We start from the raw sequence: 26,722 nt of genomic DNA, 5'->3' as shown, positions 1-26,722 counted from the left end.
ATGAGCAATCTTAACGAAGTAAAAGTGGGTTTAATGGAAGTAGACGGTGCTTTAGGTTGCGCCATTGTCGATTACACTACTGGCATGCTGCTCGCTTCCGAAGGCGCCGGTGTAGATTTAGAATTAGCCGCCGCGGGCAACAGTGAAGTGGTTAAGGCCAAACTCAAAACCATGAAAAGCTTAGGTATCGAGGGAGGCATTGAAGATATTCTAATTTCACTCGACACACAAATACATATCATTCGCCCCAGCACATCCAATGACGGGCTGTTTATTTACCTTGTATTAGACAAAGCTAAAGGAAACTTGGCGTTAGCACGTCGTAAAACGGCTGATTTAGAGAAAAGCATGAAGCGTGTATGATCATATTCACTACCACGCGAACCTCGCCTATCGGTTCGTGTGGTAGTGATTTAATTACACAGACAAAACAGCCACCGGCTCTGAAAATCTGAGTAAAGCAAGCCTCATTCTCTCAAGCGACAAATGTCGAGCGAGAGCTATAGCGACTTTAACCGTAATTACGGCTCACTCGAGCGAGCACTATCAATCTTACCAAATGGTTTTGTGATCAACACCAACTTGGGCAATAGGGTAAGCGAGCCCAAAATAGCAGCGAACATAGCCAGCGCTGTAAGCGCACCAAAATAAATTGATGGAATAAACTCCGACAAGGTCAGTATTAAAAAGCCGACGATAATAATTACCGCCGTGTAATACATCGCTCGGCCGATAGACGCGTGAGACTTATGCATGGCCTCTACATAACTGCTGCTATTTGCCAATTCAGAGCGAAAGCGATACAGGTAGTGAATGGCGTGGTCCACCCCAACCCCAACCGTGATGGCGGCGATAGTAATCGTCATCATATCCAGCGGGATGCCGTAAAGCCCCATGCCGCCCAGCACAACCGATGCTGCCAGTAGGTTAGGCAAGAGTGAAATAATCGCAATGGTGATGGAGCGAAACAGCACCAAAAACATAAACATAATACCGAGAAATACCGCGCCCAAGGTTACAATCTGGGAGGTAAACAAACTCTGCAGCATATTATTGTAAAGTACTAGCATACCGGTAAATTGCACCTGCTCCGGCGCTAACCCGGCCTCTTGCACAATATAGGTACGGATTTTTTCGACCAACTCGGCGCGCTTTAAATCAGAGCTGGTTTCTTTTACCCGCAGGGTAATGCGTGTTTGTCCAGCCTCATCGGATAAATAAGGATCAACCAAAAAGTTGCGGATATCATCCGACAGCATGTTTCGCACCACCGTCAACTCAAAGTTATTGAGCTTGCCGCCGTTAATATCTTTTGTCACCTCTCCTATGGTATGCAGAGATTGAACCTTACCAACCTCAGGCAAAGACTCTAGGTAGCGATGAATTTGCCCCACGGTTTGCAACCCCACGGGGTTAAACCAAGCACTGTCTTTGTGCGCAGCATTGTGCTCTTGAGAGTCCTCAGCAAATGGATCGCCGCCAAAAGGGTCATCAAAGGCGTCGCTTTCATCTGCGGTGTTTGTCTCGGCAAACGGCTCATCAAAACCAAATTCGTCGTCATCGCTAGCCACATCCTGCGCTGCCTTCTCACTCGCCTCACTGGCAACTGGTGTTACCTCTTTGGCATTCAAGACAATATCCAGACTAACAGTGCCGCCCAACTGGCGGTCGATAACGCTCATACCTTGATAGATTTCAGTGTCTTCGTGGAAGTAATCAATAAACCGATTTTCAACCTCGAGCTGCGTAATGCCATAACCACTAACAGCCGCCGCGATCAATGCCACCACAATCACACTGGCACCGTGCTTTTCAGCGACACGGGAGAAACGCAAAGTCGTTGCCGCAGACTGGTCGCCTTTATCTCGCGGCGTGCCTTTAGGCAAAACCATAAGAGCCGCCGGCAATAATAAAAAAGCCAATACGAGTGCGTAAGACAACCCAATAGTCATCATCCAGCCAAAATCGATAACCGGACGAATGTCACTGACCACCAGTGACACAAAAGCCACGATGGTGGTTAGAGCGGTGTACAGACACGGCTTTATCATTTGTCCGGCAGTGGACATTACCAGCTGCTCTTGAGTCCAATCGGGATGCCGCGCATGCAGCTCCCTGTAGCGCACCACCAGATGAATGGTAATGGCCAAGGTCATAATCAACAGCAGTGCCACAAAGTTGGAAGAAATTACCGTAAGGCGCCAATCCACCCAGCTCAACAAGCCCAGTACCGACACCACCGCCATAACGCATACAGCTAAAGGAAGAATAACAAAGCGCCACTGACGGAAAATAAGCGCTAACATTAAAATTATAAATACAATGATGGCGGCACCAAAAACCACCAAATCACTGCGGATAAACTCGATCATATCCGCGGTAATCATGCTCACGCCACCTAAAAAGAGTTCGGCTTCGGATTGATATCCCACCAAAATCTGTCGAATTGTCTCCACCCGCTGATGTGCCTGCGCGGTCACCTGAGTGCGGTAGGCGAGAAATTCAGCGCTAATCGCTTCGAGCTGTGTTTCCTCTGCGGGACTGAGCGCTTGCTCAGCCTGCTTGGCTCGCAGCGCATCTCGCTCACGCACCATTTCTATATAACGATTATCCACGGCAAGATTTAGCTGTATTGCCGTGGTTTTACCATCGTCCGACAATAAAGTATCGCGATAGATCGGACTGGTTAGAAACTCTTCACGTGCCTGAGACTTGTCTACCCCGGGGGTAAGTAAGGTACGAGTAGACTCTTGCTGCTCCGCCAATGAGCGCATAGGGCTGTAGAGCAAAGGTACCGACAAGATAGAGTTAATGCTGCTCACGCCCTGCACATTAGCCAACTCACCCTGCAGTTGTTCGAGGGTTGCGAGTGATTGCTCCGAGAACATCGGCGCATTAGGGGTATAGGTGACCACCAAAAAGTCGCCCGATTGATAGCGCTGATTCACTTCCCGAAAGTAATCCAACGAATTATCGCTCTCTAGGGTTAAAGAGTCGGCCGAGGCATCCAGTTTAAAATTAGGCAAACCTAAGGCAGCAACTGCTGTCAGTAAAACTAAGCCTACTAATACCCACATAGAGCGACGCGTAATCAAATAGCGATAGAGGGACTGCAACGAAGATAACATGTCTGGAACCGACTCCTTGTAGGTGGACCTTAATTAGGGCGCCTATTATGGAATAATTTAACTCAATTAGCGATCTGTATGGCCCAGATCACGATCGGGGGCAAGTATATCTCGCAGACGCTGTTTAAGCTCTTTGGCCTCGGGAAAACCGCCGTCACGCTGGCGCTCCCAAATCAATTGATCATTGAGCCATACCGCAAATACACCGCCATCGCCTGGATGCAAACACACCTCGTCAACCTCATCAGCAAAAGTACTGAGCACTTCCTGCCCTAACCATGCCGCACGAAGCATCCAGCGACAGAGGTTACAGTAGTGAATCACAACGCGCGCCTGCGCCTTCGGCGGCGCAGAAAAATCGTTAAAAGGCATACCCACCCCGGTAAAATAGAAATATGAGACTGTCTGACAGCGGATAAATTCCGTTTGTTCACTCTGTGCGCAAACGGTCGCAATAGTGTTACTATGGCGATGGTATTTTATTGGGGACAGTCAAGGAAACATGTTAAAACTGCGACGCCAAGACAAGCCTCAGGAACCGGCACTGATTGTTGAAAAACTCTACAGCATAGGCAGTGCTCGCGATAATAACCTGGTGCTAACCGAACCGTATATTGACCCACTACATGCGCGTCTGGTCACCACCGATGGCCGCGTCACCCTCAAGGACAATACCAGTTCCAGTGGTTGCTTTGTCAATGGTCAGCGCATCACTCAAAAATTACTTCAAACAGGCGATGTTATCAGATTTGGCCAGGCGGAATTCGAAGTATTGCCCCTGAACCAAACAAGCCCGCAGGAGCATGGCGCGGATAACTGGCAGCTAGTGGCCGACGGTAGCTGGCTAACTGGTCAGACATTTGAAATACCTGCAGACAAACGCTGTGTGATTGGCCGTGCCAGCGAGTGCGACATCACTATCGCTGGCTCTCACTTATCGCGCCGCCATGTGGAAGTTTCAGTCGTCGGCAGCTCACTTAGGGTTCGCGACCTGGATTCCGCCAACGGTACCTTCGTCAATGAAAAACCAGTTAAAGACGATTTAGTCCACAACGGTGATCGCTTACGGGTTGATGTTTATACCTTTCTCGTCGTCGACCCCAATGTGAACATCGACAAAACCCAAGTTCGCAGTCCGCTGCCCGCCGAGTTCACCAAAACCATTGAGCGCAAAGCTGCCAGCACCGAACCTAAACGCTGGAAGACCCGCCCCACGTCACCGGGCAACCGCATCGAACCGACCTACCCAACCCCCTCCAGGCTGAGCGTCTGGCCGTGGGTGAGCCTTGGGGCAGCGGCACTTCTGGCCGTTCTGTTGTGGATACTACTGATCTGACCGAACCTGTCCTAGGTTATCAAGCGACCGAATATGGCCGATTGTGGTAGAATCGCGCCGGTTTTATCCTTAATCCTGTGAAAATTACCTTCGGAAGGCAACTATGAGCTTTGACAAAGTTCCCGCAGGCAAAAGCCTGCCAGACGATATGAACGTCATTATTGAAATCCCCATGAATGGCGAGCCCATTAAATACGAAGTCGACAAAGACAGCGATGCGGTGTTTGTCGATCGCATTCTGGGCACCTCTATGCACTACCCTTGCAACTACGGCTACGTGCCTCACACACTGTGTGGTGATGGCGATCCGGTAGACGTTCTGGTTTTGCTACCACATGCCTTGATGCCAGGCTCAGTGGTGCGTTGCCGCCCCGTTGGCGTGTTGAAAATGACTGATGAGTCGGGTGAAGACGCCAAAGTACTGGCCGTTCCCGTCGAGAAAATCACCCCGCTGTACAACAAAGTGCAATCGGTTGCCGACGTACCCGAAATCACCTTGAAATCCATCGAGCACTTCTTTGAGCACTACAAAGACCTAGAAGATGGCAAATGGGTCAAAATTGATGGTTGGGCCGATGTTGACGCCGCCCGAGCTGAAATTCAGGATTCAGTTGAGCGCTACCAGAAAGCGTAACAACCGTATCCGTTAGCGCCCTCTTCAAGGAGGGCGCATCCATCACCCCGCCCCAAGCATTACAATCTTAAGAGTCTTGCAGCTTTAACTTACTTATATCCGGGGCCACCGGAGTTATGTCGGTTTTTTCTTGCCCCATATCACTCCCCACTGGCGCCAAATCCACTTCTAGCGTTTTAATCTCGGCCACAGCGACTTGTGTTACCTCTTCGGGCTTGAGCAAATCGGCCCCAACGTCAGCTAACCCCCAATCCTCCGGCTCCACAATCGGCAAGGGAATAGTGTTGCGCTCACCCTCACTTAGCAGTTGCGCGCCGGTATCAGCAAGATCTAGATCCGGTATCTCCACCACTGGCGTCGGTTCTGCACTTGCTTCACTGGCATCCAACAAAGGGCCATTATTAGGACGCAGTGTTAAGCCGGTGATATCGACGGGGGTATTAACAGTGGCTTTGCGCTCACTCAGCTTGAGCAGGTTCACCCCGACCGGCGCCAAGGTTAATTGGCGCCGGCCTGTAGCAGGGCGAGGCGCCTTGGGCGCTGCGGTATTTCCACCGGCAGGCTTAACACTGACCTCTGCTCCAGCTTTTTGCAATACGGCATGATATTTACGCGCCGTGGCCTCATCGAGATTGCGCTTTAACGGCACTGGACGACCGTTAAACAAGGCATCAATTTTAGCCGCATCGGCTTTAAACAATTGCTGTAATCGCAGCTTAACGTCTTCCAGGGAGTGCCCCATGACAATATCGCCGCGAAAAACAATATCAAAGCTGGCTTGTTCTTGTTCCATCACACACCTCAATGTCGCCTAAATCTTGATCTAGTAAGATTCTTAAACACTACTACTCTAATCCTAGCACGATCCTCTCAGGCCGTGACCGCCTGCCAGAGTGCATCAATACTGACTCATGCAAAAAGCTGTCTTCGGGGTAGTGTTTATGTGAAAAATTGTTCTGGACACCAACTGGAGAGCGCCTGTTTAAAGGGTCATACTGAACGAACCTCGAAAACAGGACGACGGGGATCCACATGCACAAAACAGCCAATTATTTATACGACCATAGCGCCAAGCACTCGGTAAAAAGCCGGGTTGAGCGTGATATTGACAGCATACAACGCAAAATTGCGACCTTGGAGGGAGAACCGAGGCGCAACGATCCTCTGCTGGCCGCTTACCGCTTAATGCTACAAACTCGCACCGAAGTACTTGCGTGCCTCACCGACACTCTGGAAAACGAACAGACCTATATGCATTAAAACGACAAGCTCTGAGCAGGTCGCGCACTATTGGTCAAACGTATGATTCATATCTTGAGCGGGACTTTCCGAGCTGGGGCGACCCACTATTTTAGCCGGCACTCCCACCGCAGTGGTGTGTGCCGGCACGGCCTCTAGCACTACACTACCCGCACCAATTTTAGCCCCCTCTCCCACCGTAATATTGCCCAGAATTTTCGCTCCAGCGGCGATCAAAACGCCGCGGCCAATAGTGGGGTGTCGATGCCCCTTGTCGTTACCGCTGCCACCTAATGTAACCGCGTGCAACATAGATACATCGTCACCCACCACTGCCGTCTCACCGATCACCACCCCGGTGGCATGATCAATCATAATGCCGCTGCCCAGTTGCGCGGCCGGATGTATGTCCACCCCAAAGGCCTGTGAGATTCGATTTTGCAAATACAACGCCAAACAGTGGCGATCCTGGCCCCACAACCAATGAGAAAAACGATAAGCCAGCAACGCGTGAAAGCCTTTAAAGTACAGCAGCGGCATCAAAAATTGATCGCAGGCCGGGTCGCGTTCACAATAGGCCTCAATATCGCGACACAAAGCAAGCTCAATCCGTGAATCAGCTCCCAGCGCCTGGGAAAACACTTCGCGCAGAGAAATGGATGGCAAGGCTTGGCTATCGAGCAAGTTCGCCATATGAAAACTGACCGTATCGGCAAGAGTCGTATGATTGAGAATAGAGGCGTGATAAAAGCTCGCCAACGCAGGTTCAACGTCAGCCAGCTGGTGAGCTTCTGAGCGTATCTGCTGCCAAATAGTAGCGGGGGTCACAACAGGTTGTAGCACACGTATCTCCAGCGCGTAATCGACTTAATTTACCCAACTATGCTCTCACACCTTGGATAATACTTCACTCATATGTCGAATAATAACAGCGCCTTGCTGGCGCATCTGTTTTGCCAAATCTTCTGTCGTCCCCGCTGGGCAATACCCCAATACCGGCATGCCGGCCCGGCGCGCCGCCTCAGCCCCTGAAGGCGAATCCTCTACCACTAAACAGTGGTTGATAGAGTAGCCTAAAGTACGAGCAGCTAAAAGAAACAAATCTGGCTCTGGTTTGCCGCGTTCCACTTCGGTTGCACTGAATCGAACCGAGCGGGGAAAAAACGATATCAGCCCGGCTTGGGTTAACGACAATTGCATCTTCTCATGTCGCCCATTGGAAGCCACACAGTACGGCACTTTCTTAAGCTGCAACTGCTGCAGCAACTCGCACACCCCCGCAACAGGTTGTACACCGTCGTTAAACGCTTGCAAAGTTTCCCGATGAACGCGGCCCCAGAAGTCCGAGGCAAACGAATCTAATTTAGGCTGAGGCCAGCGTTTGTAAGGCTCGTGAGCTATCAATAATGACGCCACCAATTCCTGGCAAGTCGCAATAGACTTACCCCGAAACATTACCAATACCTCGTCGTAACTCAGACATACATCAATCGAGGCGAGACAAGCGCTCAACACCTTCGCGTGAAGCGTTTCGGTATCCACCAAAACACCATCGCAATCGAAAATAACCATCAACCCACCAATTACGATTTAAATTCAATGCAACGAATTTTTAAATGTTCTATAAACTTTGGTTCACGCCATAACAACAGGAGCAGCACAAGCAGGTGCAGCCCAACGGTCAACATAAAAAAGTGTGGAATGGACAAGCCAACAACTCCCAATGCCACCACAGCCGCCAGTGTAGAGGCAATCATAAACAATGCATTGAGCACATTATTAGCGGCGATAATCTGGCCGCGTCGTTGTGGGTTGGCGTGGTGCTGCATTAACGCTTGCAAAGGTACGGAGTACAAACCACCGGCGACCCCCAACAATAAAATATCAAACACCACCCGCCAAAATAGAAATTTACTCGCCAAATCGGTTAATGTGAACAGTTGTCCTTGTGCGGCCATATGGTATTGAGCGTAAAAGCTTTGCCCGGCAATGGCGACGTCAAGGCCGAGCACAACAATTAATAGGCCACCTAAAGGCACCAACGCCGGTTCTAATTGTTTGCGACTTAATTTTTCGCACAATAAAGCCCCGCCGCAAACGCCCAACAAAAAGGCGACCAGCAAAAGAGTAACGCTGGAAGCTTCACCCAGTAAAATCGTGCGGGCAAAATTAGGCAACTGAGTTAGGTAGACCGACCCCAAAAACCAATACCAAGAAAACCCCACCACACTCCAAAATACAGTTTTGTTCTCGTGGGCATAACTCAGGGTTCGCTTAATAAGCTTCCACGGATTGTGTTCAACCGCTACGACCTCGGCGCAAGCCGGAGCCTCGGGAATATGGCGACTAAAACGCCATCCCGCCCAAGCTACCAATACCCCGCCGACCGCCACAAAGTGTTGCCCGCCGGTAACTTGCAAAATAAGCGTGCCACAGATTAAACCTACAAAAATTGCTAATGAGGTACCGCAGTGAAAAACACCATTAGCCCCAGTCAGTTGGTGAGTGCCGATGTGTTGAGGCAAAATCGCGTACTTCACCGGACTAAAACAAGCCGATTGAACCCCGGTGGCAAAAATGACGCATAATAAAAGGGCGGAACTGCCCCACCACAGCGCTAACCCGCCAAGCAGCATCACCCCCAACTCAGCCAACTTAATCGCTCTGGCGACCCGGGCTTTATCCAATCGGTCGACATATTGCCCCGCAATGGGAGCAAACAATAAAAAAGGAATAATTAATGCCGCCGCCACAATATTGTTCAGCACATCGACGCCAAGTCCCCAGTTGTCAATCGCACCATAGGTAAAAAGCATCATCAACGCACTTTTATAAAAATTATCGTTAAAAGCGCCACCAAATTGAGCCCAAAATAGGGGGTAGAATTTTTTTTCTTTAAACAGTGAAAATTGACTGGCCTGAACGGCCGGCTCAAGTGACATTTAACATTCCCCCACGGCAATAAAACGCCGATAAATACTATCGATATTATCTAATATCGCGTGTTTTAATTTTATGTCTGTTTGCGCCAATTGTTGACGCAGTATATCTTTTGACAGCACCTCGGCATAGGGTTGAGCGATCGCGGCACAGCTCAAATGCCAGGGTTCGGGCGCTATACCGCCCAAGTCCTGCTGATAAGGGCGAAAGAAGCCCGCAGGCGCTATGGCATTGGGCAACGCTTCACACAACGCATGAAAGATGCCATCACTGGCATACTCAGACGGTACTAATTGCAAGCGATACCCCGTCGGCAGCGCCGCTGGGTCAAACACATCGATATCCGTCCCCCAATGATGACGCGATGCGCCGGGCAAGGCACTGAAGCGCAAAATCGCAAACAACACTTCACGATCGGACAAACCATTGATCTCAACCGGCCGCCCCTTATCATCCAATATCGGCCGCTCACCGGTCGCCTTGGCGTTAAATATGGTCAGCTGCTGGTCAAAACTTCGATATCCACTGGCCACGGCCAGCTGGCAGCCAGTATTTTGCAACCGTCCGCTCAAATCCAACAAGGGCGCCAGCAGCTGACGATGGACTTTAACGCGATCGTCATATTCAACCAGATGAGTGTCATCTAGCCCCAATGCTTGTCGCTCTAGAAGAGTCTGGGTCATTTCTGTGGCCTTGATCAATTAATGCGCCAACTTTATCGTGTCTTTTCTACGATAGCGAGACGGTCGCTTGCAGACGGTAGATAAGTATGTAATATAACCTAGAGCTATATATGGGAATAGCGCATAAGTGGAAATATAACGACAAAAATGGAGCCCTGTAGTTATGGCAACTGAGCAAAGTGAACTGCTTAAACTGAAAAACCTAGGTATGGCGTCAGTAAACATCCTCCGCGCCATTGGCATCGCAAGCTATGAGGACCTACAAGAAGTTGGCGCCGTAAAAGCCTACCTAAAAATCAAAGAACGTGACATTAGTGTTTCAAAAGTCATGCTCTACGCCCTTCAAGGAGCCTTGATGGATATTCACTGGAACGACCTTCCCCCCGGCATGAAAAAACAACTGGTCGAAGACGCCGAAAACCAAAGTTTAGAAAACGTTGAATTTTAGTTGCCAAGGTCCTTACCCGACCTGCTATGATCAATCCTGCGGATAAGAACAGAGACAGACGGCCACACCATGCAATTACCAACACATGAACTTGAAGCCCTAACTGACCTCGGACAAAAGCTGCACAGCATCACGCGCAGCTTGATGGAAGATCTACAGCCGGCATCTACCCCAGTTGCCGTACCGGCTTCGAATCAGTTGTTTGCCAATGCCAGTCCTGCGACCGTCTATCTTATTCAAGACGGGCAAATTAATAGCGAACTGAACGGCAAGCGCGTAGTTGTCTTCGAGAAGGGCGATTTGGTCGGCTTGCACAGAATGCTAAATTTGCCGGCCGGCCAACTCACCACTACCGATACCGTGACTGTACTTCCCATTGAGCGAGAAGAACTCATCAATCACGTCAACTCCAGCGACAGTCTGCAAAAACTCTGGAGTTATTACCTTGTCGCTCTCAGTGGCTGGTATCAACTGGCACTCAGCCAGGAAATTCGCAAAGAATTCCAACCCAGCGCCGGCTTTTTGCACTTCTCCGCAGGGGAAACAATCATCCACCAAGGCGATGAGGCCGATCTGGTTTACACCTTGCTAGAAGGTAGCGCCGACGCCTACTGCGACGGTATTAAAGTGGGGCATATTTTAAGCGATGAGATTTTCGGCGCCCTAGCAGTATTTACCGGGCAGAAACGTATTGCCAGCGTAATTGCCAGCACGGCCTGCACCGTACTGACAGTACGCAAAGAAGAGTTTATTGAACTGGTCGAACACCAGCCGCATATTTGCATCGGTCTGATTGAAGAAATGGCCGAAAAGATCAAACAGCTCAATCACCAAATCTCCAACCTGCAAGAAGCCTAACCACTTTTACAATCCCCTAGCGGCTGTCTACACAGGCAGTCTGCCGAATCAATTGCACAAAGTTGTTGACAACAGTAATGATAATGATTATCGTTACATCACTGGCGCTTAGCAAGCGTCGGTGATCGGTCAATGTTCCTGCAAGTCTATTGTCTGATCTTCTCCTCTGGTTTACCCCATTGGCGGTAAACCGATAGACACGTCTGTGTCTAGGCTAATCACGGTTGCTTGGGCCACCTACGGGTGGCCATTTTCTTCCCGCCCCCCATTGAAAATCCACAACTCGACGGCATATACCCAATAACCAACGGTTTTCGAGGAGTACTTACCGTGTTGCGAGTTGGCTTATTTTTATTAACAAATATAGGCGTACTGGTTGTTGCCAGTATCACGTTAAATCTACTGGGAGTAGGTCACATATTGGACGAGTCCGGCAGTGGGCTCAACCTCACCTCACTGCTTATTTTCTGTGCAGTCTTTGGCTTCAGCGGCTCATTTATTTCTCTGTTTCTGTCCAAATTTATCGCTAAAAAAACCACCGGCGTACAGCTGATCGATACCCCGCGCACAGCAGAACAAAAGTGGCTACTCGACACCGTCACAGAGCTGGCTCAAAAAGCCGGCATTGGTATGCCTGAAGTCGGTATTTTCCCCGCCCCTGAGGCGAATGCCTTTGCCACCGGCTGGAACCGTAACAATTCGCTGGTGGCCGTTAGTGCAGGTTTGCTACAGCGTTTTGATCGCGAAGAAGCTCGGGCCGTGCTAGCCCACGAAATTGGCCATGTCGCTAATGGCGATATGGTCACACTCAGCCTAATACAGGGCGTGGTCAATACGTTTGTCATGTTCTTCGCTCGCATTATTGGCCACACCGTCGATCGCGTGATCTTTAAAACCGAGCGCGGCCTCGGTATTGGTTATTACATTGTGACCTTTGTGGCGGAAATTGTGCTCGCCTTCTTGGCCTCAATGATCGTGATGGCCTTTTCCCGCTACCGCGAATTCCGCGCCGACCACGCCGGGGCAACCCTAGCCAGTCGCGCCGGAATGATTCGCGCTCTGCAACGCCTGCAGGCAGAGACACAGGCGGGAGCACAAAGCTCGATGCCCTCAAGTATGAAGGCCTTTGGCATTTCCAGTGGCTTTGGCCAAAACATGGCGAAGCTATTTGCCAGCCACCCGCCTCTGGAGGAGCGCATCCGTGCTTTGCAGCAAGGCGGCTAAACGGTCGATCGCCATGCATTACGGCCGAATCTGGCAAGTGATCGTTTGGCTGGTGGCTCTTTTTGCCGCCAGCCATGCCTGTGCTGCGCCAGAATTTGCCACCAATGATGAGCGCAATACCATTGAGATTTTCGAGTACGCCAGCCCCTCAGTGGTGTACGTCAACCGACTGCAGGTGGTGCGCGACCGTCGCTCCTACGATTTACTCTCTATTCCGCGCGGTGCTGGCACCGGTTTTATTTGGAGTGAGCAGGGTTATATCGTCACCAACTATCACGTGGTAGAAGGCGCGCAACAGGTCTCAATCACTCTGCCCGACCAGACCAGCTGGCCTGCCAAGGTGGCAGGCTTGGCGCCCGACAAGGATTTAGCCGTACTTAAAATTGATGCCCCTAAAGAGAAACTGCGAGCGCTACCGGTGGGCGACTCCAGTGAACTGGTGGTGGGCCGTAAAGTGCTTGCCATCGGTAACCCATTCGGGCTGGACGCCACTTTAACCACCGGTGTGGTCAGCGCTCTGGGGCGTGAAATTGAAGCGCCCAATCAGCGCAAAATTCGCAATGTCATTCAAACTGACGCCGCTATTAACCCCGGCAATTCGGGCGGACCACTGCTGAACTCCAAAGGCGAGCTGATCGGGGTCAACACCATGATCTACAGTCCCAGTGGTGCCTCCGCCGGTATTGGCTTTGCCATTCCGGTCAATATCGTCAAAGAAATTGTGCCGCAATTAATTGAGTTTGGGCGCTTGGTACGACCGGTATTCGGGGTGGAGTTTGCCCCGGCTTATTGGTCGCGCCAAGCCGGCGTTGAGGGCGTGGCCTTACTTCATGTCGCGCCGGGCTACCCGGCTGCCAAAGCGGGCCTGCAGGGCGCAAAACGCGGCCGCTGGGGACGAGTGGAGCTGGGGGATATTATTATTGCCCTAGACGACACCCCAACCCGCAATCAAGATGAGTTTCTGACGGTATTGGAGGCCAGCTCGCCCGGTGATAAGCTTCAAGTCCACTTCGTGCGCGATGGTCGCTTACGGCAAACAACGCTCACTCTCGCCGAACCCCAACTGGACTGAACCATGACAGAACCCATTGCCCTGTGCCCCAGCGGCGAGATCGGCGAAAACGAAAGCCGAGGCTTTACCCCGTCGATAAACGGTTCGCCCTACCCTGTGTTTGCGGTGCGAAAAAATGGCCAGTTGGTGGCCTATCGCAATCTCTGTCCGCACGCCTATATACCGCTTGAGTGGGTGCCCGATGAGTTTTTAACCTCCGACAAAAGCCTGATTCAGTGTGCCAACCACGGCGCTTTATTTACCCTCGATACGGGTGAGTGTGTGGCCGGCCCCTGCCCGGGGCAATCGCTGCAAGCGGTTGAGATTTCTGAATCTGATGGCACCGTGTATTTACAGACTGCCAACCTATAGCACGCGGGATTTTTAATGTTGCGGGTTTAACCTAGCACTGGGGGTAAACTCGAACTGGCTTAAAGGAGTACCGGCAGCGCCTTCGTTAAGGTAATACGACTTTGCTGGGGCTGAATTTCCGCCTTATAAGCCAGTAGCTCGACCCCGGCGCTCGCCGCTTGACGCAGCGTCCTACCGTAAGCAGTATCAATATGATCAGCGGGCCTCACCTCGTCAATGCCGCTGTGCTGCACACAAAACAGCAAAACCGCACGATGGCCCTGCGACTTCATCTGCATCAGCTCGCGCAGATGTTTTGCGCCCCGGGTGCTAACCGCGTCAGGGAAATACCCGCTCTCGCCTTCTTTTAAAGTGACGTTTTTCACTTCCAGATAACAATCGCCGCTGACGCCCGTGAGCAAAAAATCAATCCGCGAGTTTTCCTCGCCGTATTTCACCTCGGCCCGCCACTGATCAAATTCTTGTAGTGGCGCAATAATGCCAGTCTCCAGCGCCTCGCGCACCAAATGATTGGCCCGCCCGGTATTAATGCCCGCCCAGTCCCCATCCGGGGTGGTGGCGACTTCCCAAGTATGCGGGTATTTGCGGGTTTTACTGTCCGAACGGGAGTACCAACAGTCACTGCCCTCGGCGATGCAATTGCGCATCGACCCGGTATTGGGGCAATGAATCGTGATCTGTTCGCCCTGGGGAGTTTCCACATCGGCCAGAAAACGCTTATAGCGCTTGATCAATTGCCCTTTTTCCCAGAGTTTTGTGTCTTGCATACCTATCTTACCCATCCAAACACATTATTATACGGTAAAATGGTAGTTGCTCAGAGCAGGCTTCGAGCAGCGCAAATGCAAAAAATGCTGGCGCAGTAACGGTGAATCTGGTAGCTTCGCTCTCCTTCCGCAGGACTCCCAACCTGGGAGGGTGGAAATTGGCGAAATGCCGAGTGGCACAACAAGTAACCAAGCACTGGTAGCCTTTAGGCGCACCAGCTACAGGAGATCAAGAGGCGTTGCACTATGCCCAATAATTCAGCTCAAGCAGAAAGTTACACGCTGCGTACTTTTTCGCCTTACAAGGAGAAGAAAGGCGAAGAATATATGAACGAGAAGCAGTTGGAACACTTCCAAAACTTGCTTCTAGCCTGGCGCAGAGAGTTGATGGAAGAAGTCGACCGCACCATGAGCCATATGAAAGACGAAGCGGCTAACTTTCCCGACCCGGCCGATCGCGCCAGTCAGGAAGAAGAGTTCAGTCTGGAATTGCGTACCCGTGATCGCGAACGCAAGTTGATTAAAAAAATCGACTCCACGTTAGAGCTTATCGAAAACGAAGACTATGGATTCTGCGACGCCTGCGGCGTAGAAATCGGTATTCGTCGTTTGGAAGCTCGCCCCACAGCGACCTTATGTGTCGACTGTAAAACTTTGGACGAGATCAAAGAAAAGCAAATAGGCGGCTAATCGCCCCCTGCGACCGGGCGCTTGCGCCCGAGATGCCCCGTGCCTGAACAGCCCACCGCTTACATCGGACGCTTTGCTCCCTCCCCGTCCGGGCCGTTACATTTCGGCTCGCTTATCGCCGCACTTGCCAGTTTTCTCGATGCCCGGCAGGCCAATGGGCACTGGCTGGTTCGCATCGACGATATTGACCCGCCTCGAGAGATGTCAGGCGCCGGCGACTTAATATTACATACCTTAGAGCAGCATGGCCTGCAGTGGGATGGCACCGCCCTTTGGCAAAGCCAGCGCCATCAAGCCTACCAGCACCTCCTACACACTCTCACTAAGCAGGGGCTTATTTATTCCTGCACCTGCACCCGGCAAGCGGTGAAAGCCATGGGTGGCGTGTACAATGGCCACTGCCGCCAGCAAACGCCCGCCTCTGCCGAGCCAAAAGCCGCACTGCGACTCAAGCTCTACGATTTGCCTCCGCCTTTGCAACAATTGCCGAATGAATTGGTTTTTGTCGATCAAATTCAGGGGCATCAAAGACAAGATTTGGCGCGCGAGGTGGGTGACGCCATTGTCCAGCGCAAAGATGGACTATTCGGCTATCAATTGGCTGTGGTGGCCGATGACCTGTATCAAGGTATTACCCATGTCGTGCGCGGCGCCGATTTGCTGCCCGTCACCGCCCGCCAGATTCGCTTTTTTCAAATGCTGCAACAACCGGCCCCGCATTATGCTCATGTGCCGGTCGCCGCGTTGGATGGACGCAAACTCAGCAAACAAAACCAAGCCCCGGCGCTGGACAATTCCCTCGCGGCGGACAATATATGGCAAGCCCTGCGTTTTCTCCGGCAAGCCCCGCCGTTAGAACTGCGAGGAGAAACGGTCGAGACACTGTTACAATGGGGCTGCCAACACTGGGCGCCTGAACAACTAGAAGGCACCGGACACACTTTATCGATAGCGGAACCATGAACAATCAACGACTGGTCATACTCTTACTGCTGATCGCCTATATTTTTTCACCCACCTTATTTACGTGGATTGTGAACCCCGAAGGCGCCTGGTACCGTCCCTACATCATGTGGATTATCGTGATTATTATTGCTTACGCCGTACAGGCCCGTAAAAAGCCCTCATGACTTTTGAACTGATCCACGTCGCCCTTCTGTGCCTGTTTTACTTACTGGTCATTTTCGGTATTGCTACCCTCACCGAGCGCGACTGGATTCCACGTAAAATTACCGAGCACCCAATCACCTATGTGCTGTCGCTGGGGATATTTGCCAGCGCCTGGGCCTTTTACGGCGTAATCGATCTGGCCTTCCAGTTTGGCTATGGCGCACTGGCCTATTACTTAGGTACTGGCGCCCTATTTTTATTTGCCCCGGTGGCACTGGAGCCCATTACCGAGCTGGCTCGGCGTCACCAGGTACACTCACTGGCTGATTTATTGGTTTTTCGTTACCACAGCCACGGTATTGGCGCCTTGACGACACTGTGCATGCTGTTGGGCATTTTGCCTCTAATGGCACTGCAAATTCAGGCGACCGCCGACACCATGCATATCCTGACTGTCAGTCGCGCACCGGCCATTCCCGCCGCCGGTACCGGCCTGACCTTTAAAGACTTAATGGCCCTTACCTATTGCGGGATTTTGGCCCTGTTTACCGTTCTGTTTGGCTCCAACCGAGAGCACCATCGCGGCTTGATTACCGCGATGGCCTTTGAGTCTCTGATTAAAGTGTTCGCCTTAACAGCCATTGGTTTGTTTGCCGTTTACGGTGTATTTGACGGTTTTACCGGGCTGGATAACTGGCTGGAACGCAACCCCGAAAATCTGGCACTACTGCACTCACCCATCCGCGAAGGTGCCTCCCATACCCTACTATTGGTATTTGTCGCCACCGCCGTCACCATGCCTCATATTTTCCATATGGGCGTGGCGGAGAACCCAATTTTGCGCAATACCCGCGCCGTTACCTGGGCTTTTCCGTTATTTCTATTGTTCTTAGCGCTGCCCATCTTTCCCATACTCTGGGCCGGCTTTGAATTATCGGTACCACTTCCTGCCCAATATTTTACCTTGGGTGTCCCGATTATGGCCGAGTCCCCCGGGCTGACCATGCTCGCTTTTATCGGTGGCTTATCCGCCGCCACAGGCGCTGTGGTGGTCATTACCCTGGCCTTGTCCACCATGGTCATGAACCACTGGATACTGCCATTTTTACGCTTGCGCCGCCGCCAAGATATCTACAGCCAGTTGGTCTGGTTGCGCCGAACGGTCATCACTTCACTGTTTATCGGTGGCTACCTGTTTTATTGGCTTCTGGACAACCAACAAAGCTTGTTTCATTTAGCGCTCGTCGCCTTTATTGAAACGCTGCAATTTCTGCCCGGAATCTTTGCCATTGTGTTCTGGGCGCGCGGCAACCGGCGCGGTGTCATCGCGGGCCTAACCGCCGGCACTATTGTCTGGGCCATTGGCATGTTAGTGCCTATGCTCAGTGGGCTGGAAGAGATTGCCGTACCTTTTGGCGATGGCACTTTAAGCGTAGGCATGAGTCATTGGAGTGAGATCACCGTCATTTCGCTGGGCCTGAACACATTAATATTTATCAGCATCTCATTGCTAACCCAGCAAACGGAAGAAGAGGCTTACAGTGCAGAATTATGCGCAGCCGATGAGCTCTCACACCCTGTGCGCCAGGCGCTGGACGCCCACAGCGCGGCGGATTTTAAAACCCGCCTCGCCAAACCGCTGGGCAAAGTAACCGCCAGTCGCGAAGTGGATATTGCCCTGCGCCAGCTGGGGCTGGCCATTTCCGAGCGCCGCCCCTACGCCCTACGTCGTCTGCGCGACCAGCTGGAAGCCAACCTCTCTGGCCTGATGGGGATTCATGTCGCCGGCGAGATTATGGACAATCAACTGCCCTACAAGCTGGCTGAGGCGCGTGATACCGTCGATATTAACCTAATTGAAAATCGGCTATCCCAATACCGCAACCACTTAACAGGTATGGCGGCTGAGCTGAACAATTTGCGTCTCTACCACCGCAAAACCCTACAAGAGCTGCCTATGGCGGTCTGCTCACTGGGGCGCGATAAAGAAATTCTGATGTGGAATCGAGCCATGGCAAATCTGACAGGCATTGCTTCGGAAGATGTTCTTGGCTCCCATCTGGACGACCTGGCTCAACCTTGGTGCGAGTTACTGGTCAATTTCAGCCAGGGGGAAGATGCCCATCTGTATCGCCACGAAATTAATCTCAGTGATCGCCCGCACTGGATTAGCCTCCACAAAGCGGCCATTGAAGGGCCCTCGACCACCCGGCGCACAGCCTCGCAATCGGGCTTTACCAAGGTCGAAGATGATCAGGTTATCTTGCTGGAAGATGTCACCGAAACTCAGCTGCTCGAGCAAGAGCTTATCCACTCCGAGCGCCTGGCCTCGGTGGGTCGTCTGGCGGCCGGGGTCGCCCATGAAATCGGCAACCCAATCACCGGTATTGCCTGCCTTTGCCAAAATTTACGCTACGACACCGACAACCCCGATGTACTGGAAACGGCGGATCAAATTCTCAGCCAAACCGACCGGGTAACCCGCATTGTGCAGTCGCTGGTAAGCTACTCCCACAGCGGACAAAATAAAAAGAGTGCCTTTGAGGCCGTGGTGCTGCGCGAATGCGCGGCTGAAGCCATTGCACTGCTGTCACTGCAAAAAGACAAGCAATATGTGCACTTTGACAATGATTTAGCGGAAAATGCCATTATTGCCGGCGATCAACAGAAGATGATTCAGGTCTTTATTAACCTGCTGGCCAACGCCCGGGATGCCAGTGAAGAGGAAGGACATGTTATCCTTGCAAGCTCTGAGGACGATGACGATATATCCATTACCGTTACAGACGACGGCGAAGGAATACCTGAAGAGCATATCGACCAAATTCTGGAACCGTTTTTCACCACCAAAGACCCCGGAGAAGGTACCGGCCTGGGGCTCGCTTTGGTTTACAGCATCGTGGAGGATCACGGTGGGACTCTGGATATCATCAGCCCGGTAAATCGCGACACCAACCGCGGGGCACAGATCCTGATCAAGCTGCCCCGACACTTAAACTCGCTGATCACAGGGGTGCAGACCATCCCCCGCAGCGAGGCCTAATACAGGCATGAGCAATAGAGTCGAGACGTACTATGACTAAGATTCTGGTAGTAGAAGACGAAGCTATTATCCGTACAGCACTGCGCAAGCTGCTGGAACGCAATAAATACGTGGTCAGTGAAGCGCCCTCTGTGCGAGAGGCAACCTCGAAATTCAACTTAACGGATTTCGAACTGATTATTAGCGATTTGCGCCTACCCGGCGCACCGGGCACCGACCTCATCAAATTAGCCGGCGATGTGCCTGTACTCATCATGACCAGTTACGCCAGCCTGCGCTCGGCGGTAGATTCCATGCGCATGGGAGCCGTTGATTACATCGCCAAACCCTTTGACCACGACGAAATGGTCAGTGCCGTTAAGCGTGTGATTGGCAAAGCCAAGGCCAACCTCAAGGCCCACCAGGGCGCCGCGACGGGTGACAGCAAAGTCAGCGGCATGATTGGCTCTTCTGAGATCATGAAAAGCCTCTACTCACGTATCGCCAAGGTCTCCCCTACCGATGCCACCGTGTTAATCCACGGCGAAACCGGCACAGGTAAAGAGCTAGTGGCCCGCTCCCTGCACGAACAGAGCAAACGCCATAAAGAGCTCATGATTTCGGTCAACTGCGCCGCGATCCCTGAAACCTTGATTGAATCCGAGCTGTTCGGTCACGAAAAGGGCGCCTTTACCGGTGCGGCCAGCACTCGAGAAGGGCTGGTAGCCGCCGCCGATGGAGGCACTCTATTTTTGGACGAAATTGGCGAGCTGCCCCTCGAAGCACAAGCGCGCTTATTACGTGTGTTGCAAGAGGGTGAAGTACGACCACTGGGGTCCGTGGAGTCACGCAAGGTGGATGTCCGACTGGTAGCCGCCACGCACCGCGACCTGCGCGCTCTGGCCAAAGAAGGGCAGTTTCGCGAAGACCTCTACTTTAGAATCAACGTTGTACAGCTGGAAGTACCACCGCTGCGCGACCGGGGTCGGGATATTCTCAGCCTCGCCGAAGCGCTGCTGATTCGCTATTGCCAGCAATTCAACAAAAACAGCCTCAAGCTGTCGCCAGAAGCTATTCAAGCCATTACCACCTACACTTGGCCAGGCAATGTGCGTGAACTGGAAAATGCCATACAGCGGGCTGTAATCCTCTGTGAAGATGAACGAGAAATCAGCCATGAGCTGCTCGATATTGATTTGGATTTAGTTCATTTAGATGATCAGCCTGAGGGCGAAGACCCTTATGCGCTGGGCGGCAGACGTTTAACATCAGTTCCCAGACACCAAGACCCTAGCGAAGACCTGTCGCTAGAAGAGTACTTTCAACGCTTTGTCTTAGAGCACCAAGACACTATGAGCGAAACTGAGCTGGCGAAAAAGCTAGGCGTCAGTCGAAAATGTTTGTGGGAACGTCGCCAGCGCTTTGGCATTCCGCGCCAGAAATCCACCAGCAAATAGCCTTTCTTGAATCCGGTGCGGGGCTCCTCCCGCACACACTTTTCTCGCTTTTTCAACTGCACCGCTACGTCTAGTAGCAGCAAACCGACTACCTTTTCAGATTTTCAAACCACCAATGCGTGATTAGGTGCCATGTCGTTACCCCACCACCCACACTGTCACCCCAAGAATCTGTTACCCCACTCGCTGTAACGTAACAACAAGGCCGCTCGGGTGTAACCGTTAGAAATAACCAAATCGAATATAATGGTTAGAGAAAATACTATGTGATTGAAATATAAGGAGTTTTCATTGTTGGCACAGCAAATGCTTTATAGGGCGAACATAACAACAACAAACAATAAAAACGTAGTCTTACTAATAACAACAACAAATAATTAAAAAAGTTCAAAACTAATAACAACAACAAATAATTAAAAAATTTGAAACAACATAATAATTACAATAGACAATAAGAAACGAAACACAACGACAAAAACAACAAACAATAATAAACGTAACACTACAAATAAGAATAAAGATAATAAGAAGAAGACTAAGCTTAAGACTGACTAGGCACCGAAGGATCGCAATTGAAAGGAATGGGCAGGGATGCAGGATTGTGACTAATCCATTGGCTGCCTTACCGCAGCGTAAATCGGCCGAATGCCCTGTTTATGGCAATCGGTGCACGACTGACCTCACAACAAGAAGTGCCGCCCATTCTAACGGGAAAGCTTACGCTTTCCCGTTTTGCTATCTGTACACTGAGCAACTGGCACTAACTACCGTCGTGAGGCTTGCCATGCTAGAATCTGGTTTCGATGGGTCAAATAGGTGAATTCGGCCATACCGATTCAACCTACCCCAATAACTTAATCAAAATGATTTCACCAACACAGTACCCTCCATGTTAAAACGGCTGTTTAAACTGATCTCTACACGCAACGACACTGAACGCCAACAGCCCCTTATTATCCCCCGCGATCAGCACAGCGTCTCACGCAAGCTGCTTAGTCAGGCGGCTATTAGGGTAATGAAGCAGCTCAACCAGCACGGCTACGAAGCCTATTTGGTGGGCGGTGGCGTTCGAGACCTCCTGCTAGGCGGCCACCCCAAGGATTTTGACGTTGCCACCAATGCCAAGCCCGAGCAGGTCAAAAGCCTGTTTCGCAGCGCCCGTATTATCGGTCGGCGCTTTAGAATTGTTCATGTGCGCTTCGGCCGGGAAATGATCGAAGTGACCACCTTTCGCGGCCATCACGAGGCGGCCCGCAACGAACACGGCATGGTGCTGCGCGACAATGTCTATGGCAACGTCCACTCCGACGCCGTGCGCCGCGACTTCACCGTCAACGCACTGTATTACTCGCTGGACGGCTTTGCGGTACACGATTACACCGGCGGCCTAAAAGACTTGCAAAAGCGCACTCTGCGCATGATTGGCAACCCTAAAGAACGCTACGAAGAAGACCCCGTACGCATGCTGCGCGCAGCGCGTTTTGCCGCCAAGCTCGGTTTTAATATTGAGAAGAACACAGCCGCGCCCATCAAATCCATGGCACCGCTGCTAGCCAATATTCCTCCGGCGCGATTGTTTGAAGAGATATTGAAGCTTTTTCTCAACGGTTCGGCCACCGCCACATTTGGCTTGTTGCGCGAATACGGCTTGTACGATCAGCTATTTCCCGACAGTGGTGCACTGATCGCCGCTGGCGATGAAAAAGCACTGGCCATGGCCGAGCTTTGCATGAGCAATACCGATAAGCGCATCCGGGCCGGTAAATCCATCACCCCTGCGTTTATCTTTGCCGCCCTACTGTGGCCGTCACAACAAGCACTTATGGCTCAAAACCGGGGCATGCCAAAAGGTCAGGCCTTTGCTCAAGCCGCCTCAGATGCGGTAGGCCACCAACTGGCTCGTATCTCAATTCCCAAGCGGTTTTTAATTCCTATGCGCGAAATTTGGGATTTACAGCACCGCTTAACACTGCGCGGCGGCGGTCGCGCCTTTAAAATGCTAGATCACCCCCGCTTTCGTGCCGCTTATGATTTTCTGCTGTTGCGCGAAGACGCCGGCGAAGATATGGATGGCTTAGGCAACTGGTGGACCCAGTTTCAAGCGGCCGATGAAACCGAACAACAGTCCATGGTGAAAGCCATTAAAGGGCCGACCAAAAAACGCAATAGCCGACGCCCACCGCGCAAGAAGCGGAGCCCGGAGTGAGTGCAGCGGTCTATGCCTACCTAGGCTTGGGCAGTAACTTAGAAGACCCGCGGCAGCAATTATCGCGCGCGATTGAAGCTCTGGCAGAGCTTCCCCAATCGCGCCTGATCAATGTATCAAGCTACTATCGCAGCAAACCTGTTGGCCCCCAAAATCAGCCAGACTTTATCAACGCGGCGGCCTGCTTAGAAACTCAGCTCGAGGCCCTCACCCTGCTCGATCATCTGCAAGCCATAGAGCAACAACACGGTCGCGAACGATTGCAGCACTGGGGGCCACGCACACTGGATCTGGACATCCTGCTCTACGGCGATGCGCATATTGATACCGAGCGCTTGCAGGTTCCCCACCCCTTTCTTACCCAGCGCAGTTTTGTCTTGCTCCCCTTGGCGGATATCGCCCCAGGCATTCAACTGCCTGACGGCCAAAACCTACAAGCGCTGGCTGAGCAGTGTAACCGTGCAGACATCACCCCTCTCGACCCGCCAACTGGCACTGGTATCGGTGACTCGTTAAAATAAACACCCATGCAATAGGAGATCTCTGTGTCGGATGTGTTCGAGAAATTAGCGCTGGATTTAAGTGGCGTCGAATTGCCAGGCTATATTGCCGTAGAAGGGCCCATCGGTGTGGGGAAAACCACTCTTAGCCGCAATTTGGCCCAGCTATTCAATTATGACCTACTGCAAGAGGCTCCGCAGGAAAACCCGTTTCTGGAGCGGTTTTATCTCGACCCCAAATCCGTAGCCCTACAAACGCAACTGTTCTTTCTATTCCAGCGCGCCGGACAAATTCAGCAATTGCGTCAAGACGATATGTTTAGCCCGACCCGCATTGCCGATTTTATGATTGAGAAGGATCAACTGTTTGCTCAAGTGACTCTCGATGACGATGAACTGGCCATCTACCAGCAGGTGTACAATAAGTTAACCTTAGATGCGCCCCAACCGGATCTCGTGATTTATCTACAAGCCCCGCTGGATGTACTGCAGTCACGCGTGCGCCAACGCGGAGTAAAGTTTGAGCAATCCATTAGTGATGATTATTTAAAAATTCTCAACAACGCCTATACTGAGTTTTTCCACTATTACGATCAGGCGCCGCTGCTAATCGTCAACGCTCAGGATTTAAACTTGGCCGATAACCGAGAGCACTTTCAACAGCTGGTGGAATACATTGTGACGATTAAAAATGGCCGTCACTACTACAACCCCACCCCCGCGCTTTAATACAGGAAACCACACCATGCCTTACGTTCAAGCAGACAACTCAGGCGGTCTGGAGAAACAAGTCACCTTGCAAACCCTGCACAAGATGCGCGGCCAAGAAAAATTCGTCATGGTATCGCTGTACGATGCCCCCATGGCCGCTATGGCACAAAAGTGTTCGGTTGAAGTGGTACTGATTGGCGACTCACTGGGCATGACGGTGCTGGGTTACGACTCCGTGATTCCCGTCACCATGGAGCAGATGATTTACCACGTTGAGGCAGTGGCACGCGGCAACGATAAATCTCTAATCATCGGCGACTTGCCGTTTATGACCTATGCCACGCCAGAGCAAGCGCTAACCAACGCCGCTCGTATTATGCAGGCCGGTGCGCATATGGTGAAGATTGAAGGTGGTGCCTGGCTGGCCGACACCGTTCGTATGCTGTCCGACCGAGGCATTCCGGTTTGCGCCCACATAGGCCTTACCCCGCAATCAGTGCATAAATTTGGTGGTTTTCGGGTGCAAGGGCGGCAAGACGCGCGCGCTCAAACGCTTTTAGAAGATACCAAAATACTCAATCAAGCCGGTGCCGATTTACTGTTGGTGGAGTGCGTCCCCTCGGCCCTAGGCACCGAGATTACCCAGCAATCGGACATTCCAGTGATCGGTATCGGCGCCGGTGATCAAACCGACGCCCAAGTACTGGTGATTAACGATATTCTGGGCCTGACGCCGCAGCCGCCGAAATTTTCCAAAAATTTCTTGCGACAAGCCGGCGATATTCCCAGCGCCCTAAAGCTCTATCGCGACCATGTCAAAAGCGGTGAATTTCCCAGCATTGAGCATCAATTCAACTGAGTAACAACTCGGCTTTGGCTTCCCACACTATAGAGAGCGGCTAAGCTTTGCTAGCGCCTTGCTCTCGGGTGCGGTGGGATAAACCTTTAACGTATAAGCTACAACAGCCTTAGCCTTAGCAGGCTCCGCCAAAGGCCCTGCCAGCGCTTGTGCCACGAGTAGATACACCGCCGCCACCTCTGGTGTAGCAGTAACACGCTTATGTAAATTAGCGGTGACTTGCACCAACAAGCGCGGCTCCTTTTTCTTAGTCAGCAATCGGGCCAGTTTTAATGCCGTCGGCGCATGACGCAAACGGTAACCTGCAAATAACGCATACACATCTTTCACCAATGCCAGTGCCTCGGTGTTTTTCTTGGCATCGAGCAAGAGCCCCAGTAAGTAATCGGTATGCTTGGCAAGTGCGTCTGGATCGTTATTCAACCGCATCAACAGACCTTGATAGCGCCGGTGCACTTCAAGGTCGTCGCGACAGACATCCAATAGGTCGCGCATCGGCTGGCGCAAACGCTCGATGTCACCCATTTTTTCAAAGACCGCCATGGCCCCCAAGAGCCGCGCTTTGCGAAATTCATCCCCTTCCAGTTTAGGCTCATTGTGGGACAAGGAAGCGCCGGCAATCGTATCGCGATATTGAAATAAGACATAACCCAGTAACGCATGTAAAACTAACGAAAAATACAGCCCAATGGCAGTCAGTACGGGCAATAACCACACCTCACTCAACTGGGGTTCGAGCCAATAACTCAGCGCCGACGACATTCCCCCGATCGCCGCAGTCATTAGCCATAGGGCAAAATAAGGGCCGATACCGACTTCCAATATCAGGGGAAACAGCCGTGCCGGATTGACCGCCGAGAACATATTTCTGTCGATGGCCAATATCATCACACAGGCCGGCAGCGCTGCGGTAATAAAAACCAAACTCGCCAACCCCAACCATACGCCCGCCAGCAGTGTTGCGGCCAAAGTGCCGGCCGAGAACAGCACATACACGCCGATCAGCTGTAGAAACAGCATATGGGGGTCCGGCTTGGCAAGCTCAATCAAGCTCGGTGCCCAGCGCCGCCCCTCAGCCCGCTTGGAAATTACGGTCAGAAAGTACTTAATTGACACGATAGAAAATATAAAGCTGTAAATGTACCCAGGGGCTCCACCGCCCACCAACCAGACGCCTCCGGCGCCAATTAGCATCAATAAAAGCGCATTAAAATGCAGTGGGTATATAAACAAATAAGGAACCACTTGCCAAAAAGGCAGGTAAGCACTGGGATCATCTAAGTCTTTTAGGGGAGAGTGGCACTTAACACAGATTGGACCCTGTTTGCCCCACTGGGGGTTGTAGCCATCGGGTATGCATTGCTCACTGAAGTTTACATTGCAAAGCTCACAGTGCCATGCGGCTCTGGCCCCCTTCACATAATCACATTTTTGCTGCGCCATAGCTCTTTGCTTTAAATCCTTTTGCTGATCATTTATTGGTATAT

The 26,722-nt window shown here is 51.7% G+C and carries 27 protein-coding genes; 18 read left to right on the top strand and 9 right to left on the bottom strand.

Annotated features, from left to right (window positions below):
- On the top strand, positions 1 to 363 hold the full coding sequence (locus tag Q4563_RS07115; RefSeq protein WP_215976474.1) for a hypothetical protein: 363 nt from the start codon (positions 1 to 3) through the stop codon (positions 361 to 363).
- Between the two features lie 158 nt (positions 364 to 521).
- Here Q4563_RS07115 and Q4563_RS07110 read toward each other — a convergent pair whose 3' ends face one another.
- Positions 522 to 3,128 carry an efflux RND transporter permease subunit gene (locus Q4563_RS07110; protein ID WP_303604076.1) on the bottom strand — a complete coding sequence of 869 codons (2,607 nt, stop codon included), beginning with the start codon at positions 3,126 to 3,128 and terminating at the stop codon, positions 522 to 524.
- Between the two features lie 66 nt (positions 3,129 to 3,194).
- A complete protein-coding gene (locus Q4563_RS07105; RefSeq protein ID WP_215976472.1) occupies positions 3,195 to 3,500 on the bottom strand; it encodes a SelT/SelW/SelH family protein in 306 nt (101 codons plus the stop codon).
- 130 nt (positions 3,501 to 3,630) lie between these two features.
- Between Q4563_RS07105 and Q4563_RS07100 the strand changes: the two genes are divergently transcribed.
- Entirely contained in the window at positions 3,631 to 4,464 is an 834-nt protein-coding gene (locus tag Q4563_RS07100; protein ID WP_303604075.1) for an FHA domain-containing protein, read from the top strand.
- Positions 4,465 to 4,567: 103 nt separating this feature from the next.
- Entirely contained in the window at positions 4,568 to 5,098 is a 531-nt protein-coding gene (ppa, locus tag Q4563_RS07095) for an inorganic diphosphatase (protein WP_215976470.1), read from the top strand.
- A gap of 67 nt (positions 5,099 to 5,165) precedes the next feature.
- Here ppa and Q4563_RS07090 read toward each other — a convergent pair whose 3' ends face one another.
- Positions 5,166 to 5,891: a hypothetical protein gene (locus Q4563_RS07090; protein WP_215976469.1), complete on the bottom strand. Its 726-nt coding sequence runs from the start codon at positions 5,889 to 5,891 to the stop codon at positions 5,166 to 5,168.
- A 239-nt stretch (positions 5,892 to 6,130) separates the two neighbouring features.
- Here Q4563_RS07090 and Q4563_RS07085 point away from each other — a divergent pair, with 239 nt between their 5' ends.
- A complete protein-coding gene (locus Q4563_RS07085; protein ID WP_215976468.1) occupies positions 6,131 to 6,358 on the top strand; it encodes a hypothetical protein in 228 nt (75 codons plus the stop codon).
- Between the two features lie 27 nt (positions 6,359 to 6,385).
- On the opposite strand, the gene cysE is transcribed toward Q4563_RS07085, so the two are convergent.
- Genes cysE through Q4563_RS07065 form a run of 4 tightly spaced genes read right to left on the bottom strand, consistent with a single transcriptional unit; the run spans position 6,386 to position 9,960 of the window.
- A complete protein-coding gene (cysE, locus tag Q4563_RS07080; protein ID WP_442903744.1) occupies positions 6,386 to 7,186 on the bottom strand; it encodes a serine O-acetyltransferase in 801 nt (266 codons plus the stop codon).
- 39 nt (positions 7,187 to 7,225) lie between these two features.
- Positions 7,226 to 7,909: an HAD family hydrolase gene (locus Q4563_RS07075; protein ID WP_215976466.1), complete on the bottom strand. Its 684-nt coding sequence runs from the start codon at positions 7,907 to 7,909 to the stop codon at positions 7,226 to 7,228.
- Positions 7,910 to 7,920: 11 nt separating this feature from the next.
- Entirely contained in the window at positions 7,921 to 9,279 is a 1,359-nt protein-coding gene (locus Q4563_RS07070; protein WP_303604074.1) for an MFS transporter, read from the bottom strand.
- Positions 9,280 to 9,960, bottom strand: coding sequence for a M15 family metallopeptidase (locus tag Q4563_RS07065; protein ID WP_303604073.1), 681 nt, complete (start codon positions 9,958 to 9,960; stop codon positions 9,280 to 9,282).
- Between the two features lie 163 nt (positions 9,961 to 10,123).
- On the opposite strand from Q4563_RS07065, the gene Q4563_RS07060 reads away from it, so the two are divergent.
- From Q4563_RS07060 to Q4563_RS07040, 5 genes are all read left to right on the top strand, one after another.
- The gene (locus Q4563_RS07060) at positions 10,124 to 10,408 is read left to right on the top strand and encodes a TfoX/Sxy family protein (protein ID WP_215976463.1); all 285 of its coding nucleotides are present in this window, start codon (positions 10,124 to 10,126) and stop codon (positions 10,406 to 10,408) included.
- Between the two features lie 69 nt (positions 10,409 to 10,477).
- Positions 10,478 to 11,266 carry a Crp/Fnr family transcriptional regulator gene (locus Q4563_RS07055; protein ID WP_215976462.1) on the top strand — a complete coding sequence of 263 codons (789 nt, stop codon included), beginning with the start codon at positions 10,478 to 10,480 and terminating at the stop codon, positions 11,264 to 11,266.
- A 330-nt stretch (positions 11,267 to 11,596) separates the two neighbouring features.
- Positions 11,597 to 12,490 carry a protease HtpX gene (gene htpX / locus Q4563_RS07050; protein ID WP_303604072.1) on the top strand — a complete coding sequence of 298 codons (894 nt, stop codon included), beginning with the start codon at positions 11,597 to 11,599 and terminating at the stop codon, positions 12,488 to 12,490.
- Positions 12,468 to 13,562, top strand: a complete 1,095-nt coding sequence (locus Q4563_RS07045) for a S1C family serine protease (protein WP_303604071.1) — start codon at positions 12,468 to 12,470, stop codon at positions 13,560 to 13,562. The genes htpX and Q4563_RS07045 overlap by 23 nt, the downstream gene beginning before the upstream one ends.
- A 3-nt stretch (positions 13,563 to 13,565) precedes the next feature.
- The gene (locus tag Q4563_RS07040; protein ID WP_303604070.1) at positions 13,566 to 13,913 is read left to right on the top strand and encodes a Rieske (2Fe-2S) protein; all 348 of its coding nucleotides are present in this window, start codon (positions 13,566 to 13,568) and stop codon (positions 13,911 to 13,913) included.
- Positions 13,914 to 13,972: 59 nt separating this feature from the next.
- Here the strand turns inward: Q4563_RS07040 and sfsA are convergent, their stop codons facing one another.
- Positions 13,973 to 14,680: a DNA/RNA nuclease SfsA gene (gene sfsA / locus Q4563_RS07035; protein WP_303604069.1), complete on the bottom strand. Its 708-nt coding sequence runs from the start codon at positions 14,678 to 14,680 to the stop codon at positions 13,973 to 13,975.
- Positions 14,681 to 14,926: 246 nt separating this feature from the next.
- Between sfsA and dksA the strand changes: the two genes are divergently transcribed.
- The 9 genes from dksA to panB all read left to right on the top strand — a co-directional run bounded on the left by dksA (position 14,927) and on the right by panB (position 25,235).
- Positions 14,927 to 15,370 (top strand): RNA polymerase-binding protein DksA, encoded by a 444-nt coding sequence (gene dksA, locus Q4563_RS07030; protein WP_215976458.1) that lies wholly within the window; start codon positions 14,927 to 14,929, stop codon positions 15,368 to 15,370.
- A 39-nt stretch (positions 15,371 to 15,409) separates the two neighbouring features.
- Entirely contained in the window at positions 15,410 to 16,333 is a 924-nt protein-coding gene (gluQRS, locus tag Q4563_RS07025; protein WP_303604068.1) for a tRNA glutamyl-Q(34) synthetase GluQRS, read from the top strand.
- Positions 16,330 to 16,500 (top strand): hypothetical protein, encoded by a 171-nt coding sequence (locus Q4563_RS07020; protein WP_215976456.1) that lies wholly within the window; start codon positions 16,330 to 16,332, stop codon positions 16,498 to 16,500. The genes gluQRS and Q4563_RS07020 overlap by 4 nt, the downstream gene beginning before the upstream one ends.
- Complete coding sequence (locus Q4563_RS07015) at positions 16,497 to 19,523, top strand: ATP-binding protein (RefSeq protein WP_215976455.1); 3,027 nt, start codon at positions 16,497 to 16,499, stop codon at positions 19,521 to 19,523. Before Q4563_RS07020 ends, Q4563_RS07015 begins: the two co-directional genes overlap by 4 nt.
- 32 nt (positions 19,524 to 19,555) lie before the next feature.
- A complete protein-coding gene (locus Q4563_RS07010) occupies positions 19,556 to 20,959 on the top strand; it encodes a sigma-54-dependent transcriptional regulator (RefSeq protein WP_215976454.1) in 1,404 nt (467 codons plus the stop codon).
- 889 nt (positions 20,960 to 21,848) lie between these two features.
- Positions 21,849 to 23,165 (top strand): polynucleotide adenylyltransferase PcnB, encoded by a 1,317-nt coding sequence (pcnB, locus tag Q4563_RS07005; RefSeq protein ID WP_215976453.1) that lies wholly within the window; start codon positions 21,849 to 21,851, stop codon positions 23,163 to 23,165.
- A complete protein-coding gene (gene folK / locus Q4563_RS07000) occupies positions 23,162 to 23,686 on the top strand; it encodes a 2-amino-4-hydroxy-6-hydroxymethyldihydropteridine diphosphokinase (protein WP_215976452.1) in 525 nt (174 codons plus the stop codon). Before pcnB ends, folK begins: the two co-directional genes overlap by 4 nt.
- Positions 23,687 to 23,710: 24 nt before the next feature.
- Positions 23,711 to 24,394 carry a deoxynucleoside kinase gene (locus tag Q4563_RS06995; RefSeq protein WP_215976451.1) on the top strand — a complete coding sequence of 228 codons (684 nt, stop codon included), beginning with the start codon at positions 23,711 to 23,713 and terminating at the stop codon, positions 24,392 to 24,394.
- A 16-nt stretch (positions 24,395 to 24,410) separates the two neighbouring features.
- Positions 24,411 to 25,235 (top strand): 3-methyl-2-oxobutanoate hydroxymethyltransferase, encoded by an 825-nt coding sequence (gene panB / locus Q4563_RS06990; protein WP_215976450.1) that lies wholly within the window; start codon positions 24,411 to 24,413, stop codon positions 25,233 to 25,235.
- A 27-nt stretch (positions 25,236 to 25,262) separates the two neighbouring features.
- On the opposite strand, the gene Q4563_RS06985 is transcribed toward panB, so the two are convergent.
- Positions 25,263 to 26,678 (bottom strand): hypothetical protein, encoded by a 1,416-nt coding sequence (locus Q4563_RS06985; RefSeq protein ID WP_303604067.1) that lies wholly within the window; start codon positions 26,676 to 26,678, stop codon positions 25,263 to 25,265.
- Positions 26,679 to 26,722 lie beyond the last annotated feature (44 nt).

The organism is Gilvimarinus sp. 1_MG-2023 (assembly GCF_030548285.1).
This window is presented reverse-complemented; position numbering and strand designations above follow the sequence as displayed.